Origin of the sequence: Nocardioides iriomotensis (assembly GCF_004168035.1) — a bacterium.
Classification (GTDB): Bacteria; Actinomycetota; Actinomycetes; order Propionibacteriales; family Nocardioidaceae; genus Nocardioides_B; species Nocardioides_B iriomotensis.
Window position 1 is genome coordinate 99,124 of sequence record NZ_SDPU01000012.1, and the last position, 20,031, is coordinate 119,154.

Sequence of the window (20,031 nt, forward strand, 5' to 3'; positions counted from 1 at the left end):
CATCTGGCGGGCGCGTGTCGGCGCAGCCGAAGATCATGCGATCGGAGGATCCGACGTCCGGTCTGGCGTTCCTAGCCTGTAGGCGAGATCGGTGACCGCGCCGACCGTCGGGAGGAGAGCCCATGCCGTCCACACGCAGCCCGCTCACCATGTCCACCACGCCCACCACGGCGCAACGGCTCGCCGCCGAGTTCCTCGGGACCTTCGTGCTCGTCCTGGGCGGCTGCGGCTCCGCGGTGCTCGCGGCCGTCTTCCTCGACGACGCCGACACCCAGCTCGGCATCGGCTTCCTCGGCGTCGCGCTCGCGTTCGGCCTGACCGTCACGACCATGGCGTACGCCGTGGGGCACGTGTCCGGCGGGCACTTCAACCCGGCGGTCACGCTGGGGCTGGCCGCCTCGCGCCGGTTCACCTGGCGCGACTGCGGGGCCTACATCGCGACCCAGGTGGTCGCCGCCATCGTCGCGGCGACCGTGCTCTACGTGATCGCGTCCGGGGTCGCCGGCTTCTCGGCGAGCGAGTCGGGCTTCGCCACCAACGGGTACGGCGACCGCTCCCCCGGCGGCTACAGCCTGCTCGCGTGCGCGGTCGCCGAGGTCGTGCTGACCGCCGTCTTCCTGTTCGTCATCCTCGGCATCACCGACACCCGGGCGCCGAAGGGCTTCGCCCCGCTGGCCATCGGCCTGTCGCTCACCCTGATCCACCTCGTGAGCATCCCGGTCACGAACACGTCGGTGAACCCGGCCCGGTCCATCGGGCCGGCGCTCTTCGCCGGCGGCGACGCGATCGCGCAGCTGTGGCTGTTCATCCTCGCGCCGATCGCCGGTGCGCTCCTCGCCGGCTTCAGCTACGCAGCCCTGCTCGGCCAGGGACCGGCCGCGCCCCTCGAGGAGGCCACCGAGGGCTGAGTTGTCGCCGGTCAGTGACCGTGCGGGATGACCACCGCGCGGCCGTTCAGCTCGCCGGCCTCCAGGCGGCGGTACGCCTCGAGCCCGTCGTCGAGGCCGAACAGCTCGACCTGGGGCGTGACCTTCCCCGCCCGGTACAGGTCGGCCACCTCGTGCAGCTCCTCGATGGTGCCCCAGTAGGTGCTGGTGAGCTCGACCTCGTAGGGCACGCCGTAGAAGTTCCAGGCGTAGCTGCCGTTGCCGATGCCGACGATCGTCACCCGCCCCTGCAGCGCGACCACCGACATCGCCAGCGCGAGCGTCGGATCCACGCCGACGAAGTCGAACACCGCGTCGACGCCACGGCCACCGGTCAGCTCGCGGACGGCGCCGGCCTGGTCGGGCCCGCCCGGCACCGTGACCGCGCCGTACCCCTCCGCCTGCGCGAGCGCCTCGGGCTTCTGGTCGGTCGCGATCACGGTCGCGCCGGTCAGCGCGCGGAGGATCTGCACCGCCACCTGGCCCAGGCCGCCCAGGCCGATGACCAGAGCGGACCGGCCGCCGCCCGCCAGCACCGGCAGCGACTTCTTGATCGCGTGGTACGGCGTCAGCCCGGCGTCCGCGAGCGGCGCGGCGGCCACGGGGTCGGCCTGCCCGAGCGGGACCAGGTTGCGCGCCGGCACGGCGAGGTACTCCGCCATGCCACCGTCGCGGCCGAGGCCGGCCGCCAGGTACGGCATCGTCGCGGCGTTCTCGCAGTAGGTGTCCTGCCCTCGCGAGCAGGCGCGGCAGTGCCCGCACCCGATCGGCCCGTAGACGAGGAAGGCGTCGCCGACGGTGAAACCCTCCACACCCGGGCCGAGCTCCTCGACCCAGCCGGAGCTCTCGTGCCCGAGCACGAACGACGGCCGCAGCTGCGGCGGACCGAACGACTCGTCGAAGTCGCGGTACACCGCGACGTCGGAGTGGCACGCCCCCGCCCCGGCCACCTTCAGCAGGACCTCACCCGGGCCGGGTGCGGGACGGTCGACCTCCTTGAGCACGGGGGTCGACTTGTACTGGTCGAAGACGATCGCTCGCATGACGCTCCCTCGGGGTCCCGCCGACCCCTCGGGAGGCGTCGGCTCAGCGCTTGGACCGAGCGTACGGCGTGGGCGACCAGATGAGCGCGTCGCCGACGGAGCGCTCGCTGCCGCCGCTCACCGAGTTGGCGACCGCGCCGTTGATGGCCATCGTCGTGGAGCCGCCACCGTCGAGGTTGATGGCGTTGGTGAGGCCGAGCGACAGCGCGACCTGCGCCGTCTCCCGCAGGCTGGCGCCGACGCTGCTGGGCTGCCGGCCGTCGATGGTGACGATGCCGATCTGCCCGGCGTCGGTGCGACCGACGAAGGTGCGCGGGTGCCGCATGAACAGCGACGTGTCGCCGCGCGGGACGACCGCCACGCCGTCGCGGGTCAGCGTGAAGCGGCCGTTGACGCCGTACACCCACGGGCCGGTCGGGATCCGGTTGCCGAGCGCGTCACGCAGGCGCATGGTGCTCCGCAGGCAGGCCTTCTTCTCGCCGGCCTTCTTCTTGGCACGGCTGATCGTCCAGAGGCGCTCGGTCTGCTTGCCGGTGGCCTGGAGCGACGTCTGCACCGGCGTGAGCGTGGTGCCGCGCTCCTTCTCCCGGCTGACCACGCAGCCGCTCCGGCCGAGCACGACCTCGACGCCCTTGCCCGCGGGCGTGGTCTCGCTGAACTTCGCCGGCAGCTTGACCACGTCGCCGTCCTGGCGGCAGTTGGTCGGGTCCTTCTTCTTGGCGCACTTCGACGGCACGACCGGAGGGTGGCCGAGGAACTCGAGCTTGAGGCCGTTGCCGGAGCGCTTGTTGACCATCCGCTCCTGCCACGCGAGCTTGCCGGGGAACGTCACCTGGTTGGTGCGGGCGTCCATGAGCATCGACACCTCCGCGGTGCCGCTGCTCGGCTCGCTGAGCAGGTCCCCGTCGTACAGGCCGAGACCGACGGGGTCTCCGGGGAACGACCGGCTCGCGGTGAAGGTGAAGTACGACGCGTTGACCGCGACCTGGGCGCCGGAGTACGCCGCGAGCTGGCTGACCGTCTCGGTCGGGGCGAGCGTCGGGCCGTAGGTGGCGCGCAGGCTGCCGACGGCCCCGGCGGCCGGGTCGATCGTCACCATCCGCACGCGCCACGGGCCGGTGCGCGTGGTCTGGTAGTCCTTCTCCTTCGCCTCTCCGGTGCCGCGCGTGATGTCGGTGAGGCTCACGCCGGGCGCGATGGGGGTGACCGTGCGCGTCTCCGGCAGCGCCGGGTCACCGAGCGGCAGCCCGGTGTTCTTGGACTGGGCCGGGCCGGCGGTCAGCGACGCCGCCACCAGGGCGGTCAGGCCGACGGCGGCGGCGACAGGACGGACTCGGGATCGGCGCACCACGATCTCCCCCGGGGTATGGGACGGACACAGAAGTAAAGAGTGTGACTCATGGTGCACGCGGGACGCCACACCGGGGCCGCGTGTCGGTGCCCCGGCCACGAGCCGCTTCGCACCCACTCGTCTCGTATTCCTCAGGTCCCGCGCCCGCCTGCCGATGAGGGCTTCCGGCGGATCAGTCCGAGGGGAGAACAGGCATGGCGTGGTCGCAGCGCGCGGCGCGGCGGCGCGTGCACAAGGGCACGACGCTGCTGGCGATCTATGCCGCGGCGAGCCTCGTCCCGGTGCTCGCCCTCGGTGTCACCCTGGTGCGCGGGTACCACGACGCCGGCATCACGCGCGCCACCTCCCAAGCCTTGCACCAGGTGGCGGTCATCGAGCGGATGGTCGTCTCACCCGCACTTCGCGACGCCGATTTCAGCCAGGGTCTGACCGACTCCGAGGAGTACTCGCTCCGGCTCTCCACCGACCTCGCCGTCTACGACGGCGGAGTGGCGCGACTGCGCCTCTATGACTTCGACGGCCACGTGGTGTTCGCTGAGAACGGCGACACAGGCACCGTCCTCGCGGACGACCCTGCCTTCCAGCGAGCCGCCAACGGCAAGCCAAGTGCGACGCTTCTCGACTCGGGCGACGCAAGCTCTCGTGGCGCGGTCATCCGAGTGCTCGCGCAAGTGGTTCCCGAGGCCACCGGTCGCGCGCTCGGCGTGCTGGAGGTCCAGCTGACCTACGACAAGATCGCCGACCAGATCGCCGCCGAGACCCGCGCCGCGATCATCCGGCTCGCGATCGGCCTGGCCGCGCTCTACGCCGTCCTGGGCCTGATCTCCTGGTGGACCACCCGGGCCCTCGGCCGGCACGCGGCGGCGAAGGAGCACCAGGCTCTGCACGACCCGCTGACCGGGCTGCCGAACCGCGACCTGTTCCGGCGGGTGTCCGAGCGTGCCGTGGAGCGCGCGCAGGGCCGCGGCGCCCTGGTGCTCGTCGACCTCGACCGGTTCAAGGAGGTCAACGACACCCTCGGCCACCACGCCGGCGACGAGCTGCTGCAGGTGGTCGGCCGGCGGCTGCAGGAGTCGCTGCGCACCGACGACACGGTCGCGCGGCTCGGCGGCGACGAGTTCGGCATCCTGCTGCCCGGTGAGTCCGACCGGGCCGCGACCGTCGAGCTGCTCACCCGCGTGCGCGAGGCCGTCGGCGCCGAGATCACCCTCGACGACTCCACCCTGACCGTCGACGCCAGCTTCGGCATCTGCTTCTTCCCCGACGACGCCGACACCGTCGAGGACCTGCTGAAGAACGCCGACGCGGCGATGTACCAGGGCAAGCACGGACCCACCGGCGTGGTCGTCTACGAGGAGTCGGCGGCGCGTCCCGCGACCGACTCGCTCGTGCTCCAGCGCGAGCTGCGCCGCGCGATCGCCGACGACCAGCTGCTCCTGCAGTACCAGCCCAAGCTGCACCTGAGCACCGGCCAGGTCAGCTGCGTGGAGGCGCTCGTCCGCTGGCAGCACCCCGAGCGCGGCCTGCTCCCGCCGATCGACTTCCTGCCGGTAGCGGAACGGAGCGAGCTCATCGAGCCGCTGACCCGCTGGGTCCTCCGCCAGGCGCTCACCGACTGCGCGCGCTGGGCCGAGGCCGGCCGGCCGTGGTCCGTCGCGGTGAACGTGTCGGCTCGCAACCTCGCGACCCTGGAGTTCGTCGAGGTCGTGCGCGAGACGCTCGCCGCGACCGCCGTACCGCCGGAGCGGCTGTACCTCGAGATCACCGAGACCGCCGTCGCTTTCGACGCCGGGCAGGTGCGGGAGGTGGTCGAGCGGCTGGCCGAGATCGGCATCTCGGTGTCGGTCGACGACTTCGGCGTCGGCTACACCGGACTCTCCCAGCTGCGCGCCATGTCGATCCGCGAGATCAAGATCGACCGCGCGTTCATCGCCAACCTCGAGGAGAGCCAGCAGGACCGCGCGATCGTCGCGTCGGTCATCGACCTGGCGCACGGCCTCGGCTGCACCGTCACCGCCGAGGGCGTCGAGACCCAGCAGGTCGCGGACTGGCTCGCCGACGCCGGCTGCGACCACGGCCAGGGGTACCTGTGGCTGCGGCCCTCGCCCTGGCAGGAGATCGTCCCGGCCGGCGAGGCGTCCGGCACCGCTCTCCCCGCGTCACCCGCACCCTGAGCCCGGAAGGCACCACCATGCTCGTTCGCAGGACCGCCCTCGCGTCACTGTTGCCCGCCCTCCTGCTCGCCGGCTGCGCCGCCGCCGGGTCCGAGCCGGACCAGCAGGACGCGCCGAGCCTGAGCGTCGACGAGGACCTGCACGCGCTGCTCCCCGCCGACGTCCGCGAGCGCGGCGTGCTGCGCATCGGCACGGACCCGTCGTACGCACCGATGTCGTCGTACGGCGAGGACGGCCGCACGATCGTCGGCATGGAGCCGGACCTCGGTGACGCGCTGGGCGACGTCCTCGGCGTCGACGTGCGCTTCGTCGACACCGACTTCACCACGATCCTCCCCGACGTGGACACCGGCCGCCTCGACCTCGGCATGTCCGCCATGACCGACACGCCGGAGCGCGCGGAGCAGGTCGACTTCGTGAACTACTTCAGCGCCGGCACCTCGATCCTGGTGCAGCGGGGCAACCCCGCTGGCGTGTTCGAGCTCGAGGACCTGTGCGGCAAGGTCGCGGCGGTCGAGAAGGGCACCACGCAGGTCGACCTGCTCGACCGCGCGCAGGGCCGGTGCGACGACGAGCCGATCGACGTGCGCACCTACGGCACCAACTCCGATGCGCTGGTCCAGCTCCGCACCGGCCGCGCCGCCGCCGTCCTCAACGACCTGCCCCCGGCAGCGCTGCTGGTCACCGATCCCGACACCAAGGCGAACTACCAGCTCGCCTCGACCGCGCAGCTCGAGCCGGGGCTGTACGGCGTGGCCGTCGACAAGGACCTGCCCGGGCTGCGGGACGCCGTCCAGGCGGCGCTGGAGGTCCTCGTCGACCGCGGCGTCTACGCCGACGTGCTGGCCCACTGGGGCGTCGAGGACGGCGCCGTGCAGGACGTGACGGTGAACTCGGGTCGCTGACGCGACCCGGGGGCCGCGGACGGCTAGCGTTCCCCCATGGACGAGCGGGAGCGGAGCGGTGACGCCGTGCTCTCGATCGGCGACCTCGCGGAGCGCACCGGCGTCAGCACCGCGACGCTGCGGACGTGGGAGACCCGCTTCGGCTTCCCCGAGCCCGTCCGGCGGCCCGGCGGTCACCGCCGCTACACCGAGCGGCACGTCGCCGAGATCGGCGTGGTGCTGCGGCTGCGCGCCCAGGGCCTGGGGGTCCACGCCGCGATCGAGCAGGCCCGCACCACCGCCACGGCCCCGCACCAGTCGATCGTCGGCGCGCTGCGCGCCACCCACCCCCATCTGCGCAGCCAGCCGCTGAGCAAGCGGACCCTGTTGGCGCTCACGCACGCGATGGAGGACGAGAGCGCTGCCCGGGCGCAGCGTCCGGTGCTGTTCGCGAGCTTCCAGGAGGCGCGGTTCTACGAGGTGGCCAGCCGCCGGTACGCCGACCTCGCCCGCACCGCCGAGCGGGTCGTGGTGCTCGCCGACTTCGACCGGCACGGCAGCGTCGACGAGACGCCTGTGCGGGTCGCCGTGCCGCCCGACTCGCCGGTACGGCGTGAGTGGGTGCTGGTCTGCCAGAGCGCCACGCACCAGGCCTGCCTGGCCGGCTGGGAGGTGCCCGGCCAGGCCGGCGTGCCCGACGGCGACCGGCGCTTCGAGACGGTCTGGAGCACGGCCCCCGACGTGGTGCTCGCGGCGGCCCGGGCGTGCACCGACATCCTCGCCGCGGTCGGCGACGAGGACGTCCGGATCCTCGCCGGCGAGCTCGCGGTGCGGTGGGACGGCGAGCCGGTGCGCGCGGCCGACCCGCAGAGCGTGACCGGCCTGCTCGACCGCGCGCTGCACTACCTCGACGCGCGCTGACCCGTCACCGCTCGAGCGCGTGCTGCTCCCGCTGCTCCCGCTGCTCGAGCTGCTCGTGCTCGTGCGCCGCCTCCAGCTCCTCCGCCGTCGGCTTCTGCACGTTGTGCGCGAACCACGCGCGCGACAGGCGCGCCCGCAGCCGGCCGAGCCGGGGGTGCCGGGCGGCGACGCCGTTCTCGTCGGTCGCGTCGGGCGCCGGGAGCAGCGGGTCGCGGTCGCGGGCGGTCAGCCGGTAGGCCTCGTCCGCCGGGAGCGGCAGGTGCTTCTCGGCGTACCCGCCCTCGGGCGAGCGGGTGATCACGCCGGTCTCGTAGCCGTGCAGCAGCCGCGCCTCGTCCTGGCGCTGGAGCGAGATGCACCAGCGTCGCGTGACGACGAACGCGATCACCGGGCCGAGGAACACCATCACCCGCATGAAGTAGGTGATGTTGTTGATGCTCAGGTTGAACACCACCGCCAGGATGTCGTTGCCGCCGGCCGCCCAGAGCAGGCCGTAGAACGTCATCAGTGCGACGAACAGGGCCGTCCTCGTGGGTGCGTTGCGCGGTCGCTGCAGCAGGTGGTGCTCGCGCCGGTCGCCCGTGATCCAGGCCTCCACGAATGGCAGCACGAGGAGGATCGTGAACATCAGGCCGGGCAGCACGATGATCGGCAGGAAGACGTTCCAGCTCAGGGTGTACCCGAGCAGGTGCGTCTCCCAGCCGGGCATGATCCGCAGCGCGCCGTCAGGCCAACCCATGTACCAGTCGGGCTGCGATCCCGCCGTGACCTCCGACGGGTTGTAGGGCCCGTAGCGCCACACCGGGTTGATGGACAGCAGGCCGCCCATGACCGCGACCAGGCCGAAGACGATGAAGAAGTACCCGCCTGCCTTGGCGGCGTACACCGGCAGCATCGGGTAGCCGACGACGTTGTCGTTGGTGCGGCCCGGACCCGGCCACTGCGTGTGCTTCTGGAAGACCAGCAGCAGCATGTGCGCGCCGATCAGCGCCAGCAGCACGCCGGGGATCAGCAGCACGTGCACGGTGTACAGGCGGGAGATGATCGCGCCGCCGGGGAACTCGCCGTCGAACAGGAAGAACGACGCGTAGGTGCCGATGACCGGGATCGACTTCATGAAGCCGTCGGCCGCGCGGAGGCCGGTGCCGGACAGCAGGTCGTCGGGCAGCGAGTAGCCGGTGAACCCCTCGAGCGTGCCCAGCATCAGCAGCAGGCAGCCGATCACCCAGTTGAGCTCGCGCGGCTTGCGGAAGGCGCCGGTGAAGAACACCCGCATCATGTGGATCAGCATCGCCGCGACGAAGAGCATCGCGGCCCAGTGGTGCATCTGCCGCATCAGCAGTCCGCCGCGCACCTCGAAGGAGATGTGCAGCGTGGACGCGTAGGCCTCGGACATCTCCAGGCCGCGCAGCTGGTCGTAGGAACCGTCGTAGACGACCTCGGCCATGCTCGGCTTGAACCACAGGGTCAGGAACGTGCCGGTGAGCAGCAGGACGACGAAGCTCCAGAGGGCGATCTCGCCCAGCATGAACGACCAGTGGTCGGGGAAGACCTTGCGGATCTGCTTCTTCGACGCCGTGGCGAGGCCCGTGCGGTCGTCCACCCAGGTGGCGAGCACCGCGCCGGGCCGGCGCCGCGGGACAGTGGCGGCTTCGGCGGGCATGCCTCCCACAGTAGGCCGGAACTTCGTCAAACTGAAGAAGTTGACTTCGCCAGTTTGTCGAGGTTTGGCGCCGACCCGGGGCGGCGGGGCCACCAGAACCGGTCCCCCAGCACCACGCCCAGCGCGGGCACGACCACCGTGCGCACGAGCAGGGTGTCGAGCAGGACGCCCACGCAGATCACGACGCCGAGCTGGGCGAGCACGACCAGCGGCAGCACGCCCAGCACGGCGAAGACCGCCGCGAGCAGGACGCCGGCGCTGGTGATCACGCCCCCGGTCGCGCCGAGGGCGCGCAGCATGCCGCGTCGCGCGCCGTGCTCGCGCGCCTCCTCGGCGGCCCGGGTGACGAGGAAGATGTTGTAGTCCACGCCGAGCGCCACGAGGAACAGGAACGCCAGCAGCGGTACGCCGACGTCGAGCGCGTCGAACCCGAGCACGGACACGAAGAGCCACCACGACGCACCCAGGGCCGCGACGTACGTCGCCAGCACCGTGAGCACCAGCAGCACCGGCGCGACCAGCGAGCGGAGCAGCAGCCCGAGGGCGAGCAGGACGAGGCCCGCGATCAGCGGCAGGATCACGGCGCGGTCCCGGCCGGCCGCCGCGCGCTCGTCGACCGCCTCGGCGTCGGTCCCGCCGACGAACGTGTCGGCGAGGCCGGCCAGCGACGAGCGGATCTCCCCCACCGCACGCTCGGCCTCGTCGCTGCCGGGTGGCACGGTGAGCACGACGTCGACGCGGCTGAGCCCGGCCTCGCGGGCCGTGACCCGCGTGGACTGCACGACGTCGAGCGGCGCGAGGGCGCGACGCACCGCGCCGGGGTCGTCCTCGGTCAGGACCTGCACCGGGTCGGTGCTGCCCGCGGGGAACGAGTCGGCCAGCCGCTCGGCCGCCGCGATGGACTCCGGCCGGTCGAGGAACTGGTCGGCGGTGCCGAGCCCGCTGTCGATGCGCACCACGCCCGTCGCGAGGGCGGTCAGCACGACGGCGGACGACACCAGCAGCAGGACCGGCCGGCGCGCGACCACCGAGCCGACCCGGCCCCACAGCGTGCGGCTCTCCACCAGCGGGGTCTGGCCGACCCGCGGGACGCGCGGCCAGAAGACCCAGCGGCCGAACACCACGAGGGCGGCCGGCAGCACGACCAGCGCGAAGGCCGCCGCGACGACGACGCCGACCGCACACGCGAGGCCGAGTCCGCGGGTCGACGGCACCACGGACAGCAGCAGCGTGAGCAGGCCGAGCACGACGGTGGTGGCGCTGGACAGCACCGCCTCCGCCGTGCGCCGCAGCGCGTGCGCCATCGCCGCGAACCGGTCGTCGGTGACGCGCAGCTCGTCGCGGTAGCGCGAGATCAGGAGCAGGGCGTAGTCGGTGCCCGCGCCGAAGACGAGGACCGACAGGATCCCGACGGTGGACTCGTCCCACGGGATGCCGGCGAGCGCGAGGGTGTGCGTCGACGCCGAGGCCGCGAGCCGGTCGGCCACGCCCACGACCGCCAGCGGGACGATCCAGAGGATCGGGCTGCGATAGGTGATCAGCAGGAGCAGCGTCACCACACCCGCGGTCGCGAGCAGCAGGTCGACGTCGGCACCCTGGAAGACGGCCGCGAGGTCCGCCTGCACGGCGGCCGGGCCCGTGACGGCGACGTCGACCCCGTCCGGCGCGTCGGCCCGAAGCAGCGAGCGCAGCTCCTCCACCCGGTCGGCGTTGTCGGTCGCGCTGCCGCCCGGGAGCGTGACCACACCGACGGCGGCGGTGCTGTCCTCGCTCGGCTGGGGCGGCGGCCCCTGCTGCAGGTCCAGCTCGTCACGGACACCGTCGAGCACCGAGGCCAGCTCGCCGACCTGGGCGCGGGACAGTCCGTCACCCTCCCCGGACGTCCACAGCACCACCGCGGTCGAGGCGTCCCGGGCGGGCAGCTGCTCCTGCAGCTCCACGGCCCGGGTGCTGTCGTAGCCCGCAGGCAGCGCGTCGAGCGCCCCCGGGTCGCGCTCGGCCTCGCCCACGCCGAAGGCGACGAACCCGCCGAGGCCGAGCAGGATCAGCGCGACGAGCCCGGCGGTGCGGCGTCCGGTGACCATGCCGACCAGCACCGCGAAGGGGCCGCGACGACTACGGTGTCCTCGGGACATGGGTCCGGATCCTCTCAGTAGATTGCTAACTAGATTAGCAATCTGGAAAGGTAGCAGGGTGGTCCGAGAACGACAACGCGTGCTCACCGGTGACGTCGACGACTACCGCGACGACTGGGGTGCCTCCGACAGCCTCCAGGCGCTGCGCGACCTCACCGACGCCGCCGCCGCGACCCGACCCGCCCTCGCCCGCCGCGCCGGGATGAGCCACTCCGAGCTGGTCGCGCTGGAGCACCTGTTCGCCGGCCCGCTCGGCCCGGCCGAGCTCGCGCGACGGCTGGGGGTCACCACGGCCGCGTCGACGACGATCATCGACCGGCTCGTCGAGCGCGGCCACGTACGCCGTACCCCTCATGCGACGGACCGCCGGCGCACCGAAGTGGGGCTCACCGACTCCGGGCGCCGCGAGGTGCTGACCTACCTGATGCCGATGTTCCAGCAGCTCGAGGAGCTCGACCACGAGCTCACCGACGAGGAGCGCGCGGTCGTCACGCGCTACCTGCGCCGGGCCACCCGCGCGCTGCGCTTGCTGGCGCTCGACTGAGGCTCGGCCGCGTCCTTGACCGCGTCGACGGCGTCCCGGGTCGCGCCCACCACCTTCCGAACCGGCTTGGCGACCGGCTCGATCTTCTTCTCGACGACCTTGGCCGCGACGTTCTCGACGACTTCGCCGCCTATGTCCGTGACGAGGTCCGTGAGTCCGCGCCCCTGCTTGGGCTCGAGCTCGAGGCGGTTCGTGGCCTCGGCGAAGCGCAGGTAGGTGTCGACGCTGGCGACCACCACGCGAGCGTCGACCGTGAGCAGCTCGATGCCGAGCAGGCTGACCCGCACGTACGCGTCGATGACCAGACCACGGTCGAGGAGGACCTCGACCACGTCCGCGAGCCCGCTGGGAGCCGGCCGCTCCAGGTAGCCACCCGACGCCGTCACCGGCCGCTCTCCCTGCCGACGAGAACCGTCCTTGTCGTCTGCATCTGATCGACGTACCCATCGAACGACGGGTCAACCGCTCAGGTCGAACCAAACACTCTTCGTGCCGGCGTGGTGCTCCACACCCCACGTGTCGGCGAGCGCCGCGATGATGACGAGTCCGCGCCCCCTTTCCTCGGTGTGGCTCAGCGACTTCGCCGAGATCTCACGGCTGTCCTCGTCGGTGACGGTCACCCGCAGCGTGGGAGCGGTGAAGGCGGCGTGGACCACGCAGTCGGTGCGCGCATGCAGGAAGGCGTTGGTCACCAGCTCGGTGACCATGAGCGCGGCGGAGTCGGCGAGCGCGCCGCACTGCCACTCGTCGCAGCGCTGGATGATCCAGTGCCGCGCCCGTCTCGGCGCCCGAACGTCGTGCTCGAGCCGCAGAGTCTCGATCATGCGCCCCCATCTCGGGCTCCGACCCCGTCGCGGCCCTGCCCGGAGCACCGCGTCCGTAGCCCTCTGCCACCACTATGCCCCCCGATACGCCGGATCGACAGTCTGGACGGTTATCGGGCGAATGGGTTGCGGGTGCGAGGTTGCGCGGCATGACCGGGCCACGGACGATCGTGACCGGGCCGTCAACGGGGGCCGCCGCCCTCACGAGACCGGGTACGCACGGCCTCCAGGGTCTCGATCGTGAGGTAGGCGACCACGGCAGCCACGATGATGATGGGCCCCACGCCGGCGCCGGACCTGGACGTCAGCAGCAGCGTGATGACCACCGCCGAGAGGGGAAGGCGGAGGACCGCCACCGTGCTCGCGGCCATCAGGGCGGCCACGGCCGGCGTCTCCGAGAAACCGGGGAGCTGGGCAGCCATCAGTCCTCCGGCTGCCCCGAGGAACAGGGCCGGGAACGTGGGGCCACCACGGAAGCTGCCCAACGAGATCGCCCAGGCCACTCCCTTGAGCGCGACCAGCAGGAAGAGGGTCCAACCCGAGACAGAGCCTGCCTGGGACAGCAGGGCGCTGAACGCGTCCTCCCCGGAGAACAGGACGGCTTCCGCGCTCTGGTCGGTCGAGGCCACGAACACGATCGCCAGCGCGGCGACCACCAGCCCGGCGACCGGGGTCAGCACCCAGGGACTCCTCGCCACGACGCGCGCGGACACCTTTGCCGCCTCGACGACGAGGAACACCGCGAGCGCGGCGGCCACGGACAGGGGCAGGGTCCAGGCGAAGTCGACCGCAGTGGGAACCGGGTACGACGGGAGGGAGAACGGGCTCAGCGAGTAGTCGCTGTTGTCCAGCCCCGTCCACGTGCCGATGCCGACGAAGACCAGGGAGCCGATCCCGGCCGACATCAGTCCCGGCAGCAGGATCAGCGGCAGCATCGCGCCCCCGAGACCGGCCGCCTCGATGAGGATGACGGCACCGATCACCGGGGATCCGAAGATCGTGGCCAGCGCCGCGAACGCGGCCGAGGCCGAGATCACCGACACGGCCTGGTCGGGGATGTCGCGCAGCGCCTTGACGGCGAAGATCGCCAGGCCGGAGCCCAGCGCGATGAGTGGAGCCTCCGGCCCGAGGACGAGTCCGAGCCCGATGCTCGCCAGCGCCGCCAGCAACACGCCGGGTACCGCGTTCGGGAGCGTCACCCCTCCGGACAGGCCCTGGTAGGGCACGTGTCCCCCTCCGCCGGTAAGGCGGACGGCCCCTGCCGTCACGATCCCCGCGAGGACCAGCACCGGCACCGGCCACCAGATCGGCGCCGAGTCGTGGCCGAGCGCCTGCGGAAGCTCCTCGTAGACCCACACCTGGATCCAGTGGAGCAGCTCGAGGAACGCCCAGGAGGCCAGCGAGACGACGACACCGACGAGCGCTGCGACGACGAGGAGCCGGCGGTAGTCGCTGCTCCTGATCAGCGTGCCGGGGTCACTCGCCGGCGCCGCCTGCGCCTCGCCCACCTCGACCCTCCACCCGCTCCGTCTGCCGGTCAGCGCCTCGTCGAGCCCTCGACCCGGGTCAGTAGCCGGTGCCCTGCTTGACCTGCTGCCGCTCCTTCTCGTGCGCGCCGCCCTTCTGGTCGAGCGTGGTGCAGGCGTCGTCCACGTCCCGGGCCAGGCGCTCGACCTGCTCGCGGCTCAGCGTCTCCTTGACCAGAGCGCGAAGGATCTTCACGTGCTGCGCGTTCGGGGGGAGGGTGTAGGCCGGCACCATCCAGCCGCGCTCGGCCGAGAGCTGCCAGGCGATGTCCGACTCGTCGTACGCCTGCGCACGGGCCAGCCGGAACGCGACCAGCGGCAGCTGCTCGAGGTCGCTGCCGATCACCTCGAACCGGCCGCTCTTCTCCAGGTGGAGGGCCAACGCCCGCGCGTTCTCCTGCATCTGCATCATCACGTAGGTGTAGCCCTGCCGGCCGAGCCGGACGAAGTTGTAGTACTGCGCCAGCACCATCGACGCACCGGTGGAGAAGTTCAACGTGAAGGTGGCGTCCGTCTTGCCGAGGTAGTTCTCGTAGAAGACCAGGTCCTTGGCCAGGTCGGACTCCGTCCGGAACACCAGCCAGCCGATGCCGGGGTAGACCAGGCCGTACTTGTGACCGGAGACGTTGATCGAGCGGACCTGCTCGAGCCGGAAGTCCCACGCCGACTCCGGGTAGAGGAACGGCCACACGAAGCCGCCGCTGGCGGCGTCGACGTGGAGGGGGATGTCGAGGCTGCGCTCCTGCTTGACCCGCAGGAGGAGCTCGTTGATGCCGACGACGTCGTCCATGTGTCCGGTGAAGGTGGTCCCGAGGACCGCCACCACGCCGATCGTGTTCTCGTCGAGGTGCGCCTCGACGTCGTCGGGGCCGATCGTGTACTTGTTCTCGGCGAGCGGGATGATCCGCGGTTCCACGTCGAAGTAGCGGCAGAACTTCTCCCAGACCACGTGCACGTCGCCGCCGAAGACGAGGTTCGGCCGGTCCACCGGCTCGCCGGCCGCCGTGCGGCGCTCGCGCCACTTCCACTTCAGGGACAGGGCGCCCAGCATGATCGCCTCGGACGAGCCCTGGGTCCGGCACCCCGCCGTGGCTCCGGGAGCGTGGAAGAGGTCCGCGAGCATCCGCACGCACCGCTGCTCGATCTCGGCGGAGATCGGGTACTCGGCGTGGTCGATGAAGTTGCGGTGCAGGTTCTCCGCGATGATCCGCTGCGCCTCCGGCTCCATCCAGGTGGTGACGAAGGTGGCGAGGTTGCGCTGCGGGTCTCCTTCCATCGCGAGGTCCTCCCCCACCAGCCGCATCGCCTCCACCGGGCTCATCCCGACGTCCGGGAACCGGGTGGCTGGTGCGGGCTGGGTCAGGAAGCGGTTGCCGTACAGCGCCGCCGCGGCGTCGTCACCGATGGTCATGCCGAGGACTCCTGTCAGACGTGATCGCCCCGGCGACCGCTGAGCTGCGGGTTCCCGTCGTCGGACGTGCAGTCGGTCGTCATGGGCGACGCCTCGGGGAGAACCGCTCCTCGACGCCGCTGCTCGACGTCCTAGCCCCGAGGATTCACCGGTCGCGTGGCGAGGCACAACCGCCCAGGCAGGCGGGATCGTGTGGCCCGGACGTGGGCGGACGAGGCCCAAATCCACCCTCACCTCGCAAACCGTCGAGCGACATGACGGCCCGCCTGAGCGGCGTACCGCGGATCGGGCGGGTCGTCGCGTTCACGTCGTCGAGCGCTTCGACGGGTTCGCCCGGAGCCCGGGATCACCTGAGGACCGACGCCAGGTCCACCAGGCCGTCGAGCACGAGGAATGCCCCGGCGACGCCTGCCACCACGGCGAAGACCGCCGGCGCCAGGTCGATGGCGCGATCGCGCAGGTGGGCCAGGTACGCCTGCGCCTCGGCGGGCTTCCGCGCGTAGAAGAGGTACATGAGCACGACGCTGGCGGTGGAGGCGACGGCGAAGCAGGCGAAGGCGATGAGGGCGACGAGGCGGGGTGGCTGGTGGTGCACCACCAGGACGGCCGCGGCCGTGGTGATCGCCCACGGCTGCTTGAGCACGCCGAACAGCGCTGCACCGCGCGGGCTCAGGTCGTCCACGCCCCCGGACAGCAGACGAGCCTGCCAGCCGTCGGTGGTGTCCGGGGCCTCGGCGCGGCTACGCCACTGACGAACGCCCGCGACGACGAGCGCGCATCCGAGCACGACCTCGACGACCAGGACCACGGTCCGGCCGTCCCTGTGCTGCACGCTCCTCGACGAGCTCAGCAGGTACCCGAGCGTGAAGACGACGGTCAGTGATGCTGTCCAGCCGACCAGGAACGCGGTCGCGTTGACGCCGGCTCTGGCCGACTCGAGCACCAGGATGAACACCACGATCGTGATGGGAGACAGGCTTGCCACCAGACCCATCAGCAAGATCGACAGGATCAGCCCCATGGCGGCGCTCCAGGCATCCTCTGGGCGGGCGCCTGCCCGCGCCTTGGAAGGAAGATATAGCAGCGCCCCGGTCCGTCGGCTCGATCCGACGAGGTTCGAGCCGGGAGCGCCTAGCATGTTCGAGGGACTTGGTCGGCGGAGGGTGGAGCGGCCATGAACTGGGCCCTCGCGGTGATCGCGCTGATCGTCCTTGCCTATGCCGTGTGGGTACGTCGGCTGGGCGCGGTGAACGTCTCGGCCGCCATGTTCTTCACCACGGCCGGTCTGGTCGCCGGTCCGGTGCTCGGCGTGCTCGACCTCCATCTCCGGAGCGAGGCGATCAAGCTCCTCGCCGAGATCACCCTCGTGCTGGTGCTGTTCTCCGACGCCTCGCGGATCTCGCCGCGGGCTCTCCGCCGGGGGGCGGCGATCCCACTCCGGCTGCTCGGGATCGGCCTCCCGCTGACCATCATCGCCGGCACCGCGGTCGGCACCCTGGTGCTGCCCGACCTGGCCGGCGTCGAGACGCTGATCCTGGCGGTGATGCTCGCCTGCACCGACGCCGCGCTCGGGCAGGCGGTCGTGGTCGACGAACGTCTCCCCGCCCGGATCCGGCAGGGACTCAACGTCGAGAGCGGGCTCAACGACGGGCTGTGCGTCCCGATCTTCCTGATCGCGATCGGTTTCGCCGAGGCCGACCAGGGCGACACGTCCGGTCACCACGCGCTGCGTATCGTCGTCGAGCAGCTGGGGTACGGCCTGGTCGCCGGCGCGGTCGCCGGGGCACTCGGGGTCGTCGCGCTCCGGACGGCGCTGCGCCCGAAGCACCGGGAGACCGGCTGGCTCCAGGTCCTCCCCGTCGCGACCGCCACCGCGGCAGCAGGAGGCGCGTCCGCACTCGGCGGCAGCATCTTCATCGCCGCGTTCACCGCGGGCATGGTGTTCGCGTGGTACCACCGCGCGCACGACGCGCAGGTCACCCACCTGGTCGACGAGTCCGGCGAGCTGTTCAACGCGGTGACGTTCATCGTCTTCGGGGCCGTCATCCTCGGCCCGACCCTGAGCCACCTCACGTGGCAGCTGCTCGGGTACGCCGTCCTCAGCCTGACCGTGGTCCGGATGGTCCCGGTCGCGGCGGCGATGCTCGGCAGCGACAGCCGTCCCGCGACGCTCGCGTTCCTCGGCTGGTTCGGCCCCCGCGGGCTCGCGTCGATCGTGTTCGGCGTGATCCTGCTCGACGACACCAGCCTCCACGGCGAGACCGAGATCCTCCGCGCGGTCGCCTTCACCGTCGCGCTGTCGGTGTACGCGCACGGACTGACCGCCGGACCGCTGACCGACCGCTACGCGCGGTGGTGGGCCTCGCAGCCGGGCCGAGGCGCAACCGAGGCCGAGCCGGAGGACGCCACCCCCCACGTCCGGCCGCGATGGCACAGACCGGCCCCGCCCCACGGGGAGACGACGAGCCCGTGACCCGCCGGACGGGCTGGGTCAGCTGGACCGGACCTGCAACCGTGGGGTGTGACTTCGCTGTTCGCGGCCAGAGGAGCCCGATCTCCGTCGACGCGTCCAGCGGTCGCGGTCAGACCGGAGAGCTCGTGCACGCGGTCCAGTGCGGGCCGACGAACTCGGGGAACCGTGCCCCGAGCCGGTTCAGCGCAACGGTGGCTTCCTCCACCTCCGGCCCGGTGAACCCGAGGCCGTCGCGGCGCAGCTGATAGGTCCGACGGGTCACCCGGAACCGCTTGCCATCGCTGGTCTGCGCGGCCTGGGAGAGGATGAGCCGCCCATCGGCGGTGCAACCGGCTCCGCGTGGGTAGATCACGCCGCCGCCCTCGACGATGAACGAACCGTCCGGCTGGTCCGGTACGTGCAGCGCCCGCAGCCCTCCGCCGGAGAACGTGAACATCTGCGCGAGCACGGCGTCGACCGCGGCCCCGGTGTCGACGACGATCTCCGCGCCGTGCCGGTCGCCGAGATGCGGGAGACCGACGATCCGGGCACGGATGCCCTTGATCGGCACAGCGGCCGGGATCAGGTGTGTGGAGGAGATGCCTGCTCCGTCCACGCGGACGCCGACGAAGCCTCGGCAGGGCTCGGCAGCGCCGGGGTCGGATGCGGCGGCCACCGTGTCCGGCTTCCCGTCACCGGACACGTCGACCCGCAGGTGCGACCTCTCCAGCGCACGTCGTACCACCGCCTGCTCGTGCGGGCACTCCGAGGAGTCGGCGACCTGCGCCCGGGGCTCGGCCGCACCCCCGCAGCCCGACACCGCGAGCAGGCCGACCACGATGACGGCGATCAAGAAGCGCCCCAGACGCATCAGCGGCTCCCGCGTGATGGTGGCCGACTCTCGAAGTTCCGGCGCACCACGCAGAACCCATCGTCACACCTCCAGCGGCCTTCCGCGAGAAATCGCGGCGATCCCGCCCGTACGGCGTGCGATGGAGTGCGTCGGCGCCGCCATCCAGCCTGGCCGGACAGGTCGGCGACTGCCAGGGCCCTTGGTCCTGCGGACCGGGCCGCATCAGACGTTGAAGCGGAACTCCACGACGTCACCGTCCTGCATGACGTAGTCCTTGCCCTCCATGCGCACCTTGCCGGCGGACTTCGCGGCGGCCATCGTGCCGGCCTCGACGAGGTCGTCGAACGACACGATCTCGGCCTTGATGAAGCCGCGCTGGAAGTCGGTGTGGATCACGCCGGCCGCCTCGGGGGCGGTCGCGCCCTTGCTGATCGTCCAGGCGCGGGACTCCTTGGGCCCGGCGGTCAGGTACGTCTGCAGGCCGAGGGTGTCGAAGCCGACGCGGGCGAGCACGTCGAGGCCGGGCTCGTCGATGCCCATCTCCTCGAGCATCGCGCGGGCCTCGTCGTCGTCGCCGAGCTCGACGAGCTCCGACTCGAACTTCGCGTCGAGGAAGATCGCCTCGCTCGGTGCGACCAGGTCGCGCATCTTCTGCTTGAGCTCCTCGTCGCCGAGCTCGTCGGAGTCGCAGTTGAAGACGTAGATGTACGGCTTGGCGGTGAGCAGCGAGAGCTCGCGGATGACGTGCGGGTCGATCCGACGACGGTCTGCCGCGATGATCGGCGTGCCGCCCTCAAGAAGCTCTTTGGCCTCCTTGGCGGCCTCGAGGACGGCGACGTTCTCCTTCTTCATCCGCGCCTCCTTCTCCAGGCGCGGGATCGCCTTGTCGACCGTCTGGAGGTCGGCGAGGATCATCTCGGTCTGGATCGTGGAGATGTCGTTGGCGGGGTTGACCTCGCCGTCGACGTGCGTGACGTCCTCGTCGCGGAACACCCGGGTCACCTGGCAGATCGCGGCGGACTCGCGGATGTGCGAGAGGAACTTGTTGCCGAGGCCCTCGCCCTCCGACGCACCGCGCACGATGCCGGCGATGTCGACGAACTCCACGGTCGCGGGCAGCACCCGCGCCGACTGGAAGATCTCCGCGAGCTTGCCGAGCCGGGGCTCGGGGACGCCGACCACCCCGACGTTCGGCTCGATCGTCGCGAACGGGTAGTTCGCCGCGAGCACGTCGTTCTTGGTCAGGGCGTTGAAGAGCGTCGACTTGCCCGCGTTGGGGAGACCGACGATGCCGATGGTGAGAGCCACGGGCGGCGATTCTACG

17 protein-coding genes are annotated in these 20,031 nt (G+C 71.7%); 6 read left to right on the forward strand and 11 right to left on the reverse strand.

Annotated elements, in window-relative coordinates; translation table 11 throughout:
- Positions 1-122 precede the first annotated feature (122 nt).
- Positions 123-908, forward strand: a complete 786-nt coding sequence (aqpZ, locus tag ETU37_RS04490; protein WP_240755543.1) for an aquaporin Z — start codon at positions 123-125, stop codon at positions 906-908.
- An 11-nt stretch (positions 909-919) separates the two neighbouring features.
- Here the strand turns inward: aqpZ and ETU37_RS04495 are convergent, their stop codons facing one another.
- The gene (locus ETU37_RS04495; protein ID WP_129985733.1) at positions 920-1,969 is read right to left on the reverse strand and encodes an NAD(P)-dependent alcohol dehydrogenase; all 1,050 of its coding nucleotides are present in this window, start codon (positions 1,967-1,969) and stop codon (positions 920-922) included.
- Between the two features lie 43 nt (positions 1,970-2,012).
- Positions 2,013-3,317 (reverse strand): phosphodiester glycosidase family protein, encoded by a 1,305-nt coding sequence (locus tag ETU37_RS04500; protein ID WP_129985735.1) that lies wholly within the window; start codon positions 3,315-3,317, stop codon positions 2,013-2,015.
- A 197-nt stretch (positions 3,318-3,514) separates the two neighbouring features.
- Between ETU37_RS04500 and ETU37_RS04505 the strand changes: the two genes are divergently transcribed.
- Genes ETU37_RS04505 through ETU37_RS04515 form a run of 3 tightly spaced genes read left to right on the forward strand, consistent with a single transcriptional unit; the run spans position 3,515 to position 7,299 of the window.
- Positions 3,515-5,494 carry a putative bifunctional diguanylate cyclase/phosphodiesterase gene (locus ETU37_RS04505; protein ID WP_129985737.1) on the forward strand — a complete coding sequence of 660 codons (1,980 nt, stop codon included), beginning with the start codon at positions 3,515-3,517 and terminating at the stop codon, positions 5,492-5,494.
- A 17-nt stretch (positions 5,495-5,511) separates the two neighbouring features.
- Entirely contained in the window at positions 5,512-6,399 is an 888-nt protein-coding gene (locus tag ETU37_RS04510) for an ABC transporter substrate-binding protein (RefSeq protein ID WP_129985739.1), read from the forward strand.
- A gap of 36 nt (positions 6,400-6,435) precedes the next feature.
- Positions 6,436-7,299, forward strand: coding sequence for a DICT sensory domain-containing protein (locus tag ETU37_RS04515; protein ID WP_129985742.1), 864 nt, complete (start codon positions 6,436-6,438; stop codon positions 7,297-7,299).
- Positions 7,300-7,303: 4 nt separating this feature from the next.
- Here the strand turns inward: ETU37_RS04515 and qcrB are convergent, their stop codons facing one another.
- Both qcrB and ETU37_RS04525 read right to left on the reverse strand, forming a co-directional pair.
- A complete protein-coding gene (gene qcrB, locus ETU37_RS04520; RefSeq protein WP_129985744.1) occupies positions 7,304-8,962 on the reverse strand; it encodes a cytochrome bc1 complex cytochrome b subunit in 1,659 nt (552 codons plus the stop codon).
- Between the two features lie 26 nt (positions 8,963-8,988).
- Positions 8,989-11,097, reverse strand: a complete 2,109-nt coding sequence (locus ETU37_RS04525) for an MMPL family transporter (protein ID WP_240755544.1) — start codon at positions 11,095-11,097, stop codon at positions 8,989-8,991.
- A 79-nt stretch (positions 11,098-11,176) separates the two neighbouring features.
- On the opposite strand from ETU37_RS04525, the gene ETU37_RS04530 reads away from it, so the two are divergent.
- A complete protein-coding gene (locus tag ETU37_RS04530; protein ID WP_240755545.1) occupies positions 11,177-11,641 on the forward strand; it encodes a MarR family winged helix-turn-helix transcriptional regulator in 465 nt (154 codons plus the stop codon).
- Here ETU37_RS04530 and gvpJ read toward each other — a convergent pair.
- The 5 genes from gvpJ to ETU37_RS04555 form a co-directional block, all read right to left on the reverse strand.
- Positions 11,593-12,027 (reverse strand): gas vesicle protein GvpJ, encoded by a 435-nt coding sequence (gene gvpJ, locus ETU37_RS24030; RefSeq protein WP_129985748.1) that lies wholly within the window; start codon positions 12,025-12,027, stop codon positions 11,593-11,595. The genes ETU37_RS04530 and gvpJ overlap by 49 nt on opposite strands.
- Before the next feature lie 72 nt (positions 12,028-12,099).
- On the reverse strand, positions 12,100-12,465 hold the full coding sequence (locus tag ETU37_RS04540; protein WP_129985750.1) for an ATP-binding protein: 366 nt from the start codon (positions 12,463-12,465) through the stop codon (positions 12,100-12,102).
- 182 nt (positions 12,466-12,647) lie between these two features.
- Positions 12,648-13,973: a chloride channel protein gene (locus tag ETU37_RS04545; protein ID WP_165372401.1), complete on the reverse strand. Its 1,326-nt coding sequence runs from the start codon at positions 13,971-13,973 to the stop codon at positions 12,648-12,650.
- Positions 13,974-14,031: 58 nt separating this feature from the next.
- A complete protein-coding gene (gene gad / locus ETU37_RS04550; protein ID WP_129985754.1) occupies positions 14,032-15,402 on the reverse strand; it encodes a glutamate decarboxylase in 1,371 nt (456 codons plus the stop codon).
- 346 nt (positions 15,403-15,748) lie between these two features.
- The gene (locus ETU37_RS04555; RefSeq protein WP_165372402.1) at positions 15,749-16,423 is read right to left on the reverse strand and encodes a GAP family protein; all 675 of its coding nucleotides are present in this window, start codon (positions 16,421-16,423) and stop codon (positions 15,749-15,751) included.
- A gap of 153 nt (positions 16,424-16,576) precedes the next feature.
- Between ETU37_RS04555 and ETU37_RS04560 the strand changes: the two genes are divergently transcribed.
- Positions 16,577-17,875 carry a cation:proton antiporter gene (locus ETU37_RS04560; protein ID WP_129985758.1) on the forward strand — a complete coding sequence of 433 codons (1,299 nt, stop codon included), beginning with the start codon at positions 16,577-16,579 and terminating at the stop codon, positions 17,873-17,875.
- Positions 17,876-17,984: 109 nt separating this feature from the next.
- On the opposite strand, the gene ETU37_RS04565 is transcribed toward ETU37_RS04560, so the two are convergent.
- The gene (locus ETU37_RS04565; RefSeq protein WP_129985759.1) at positions 17,985-18,725 is read right to left on the reverse strand and encodes a hypothetical protein; all 741 of its coding nucleotides are present in this window, start codon (positions 18,723-18,725) and stop codon (positions 17,985-17,987) included.
- Between the two features lie 204 nt (positions 18,726-18,929).
- The gene (gene ychF / locus ETU37_RS04570) at positions 18,930-20,015 is read right to left on the reverse strand and encodes a redox-regulated ATPase YchF (protein WP_129985761.1); all 1,086 of its coding nucleotides are present in this window, start codon (positions 20,013-20,015) and stop codon (positions 18,930-18,932) included.
- Between the last annotated feature and the right edge of the window lie 16 nt (positions 20,016-20,031).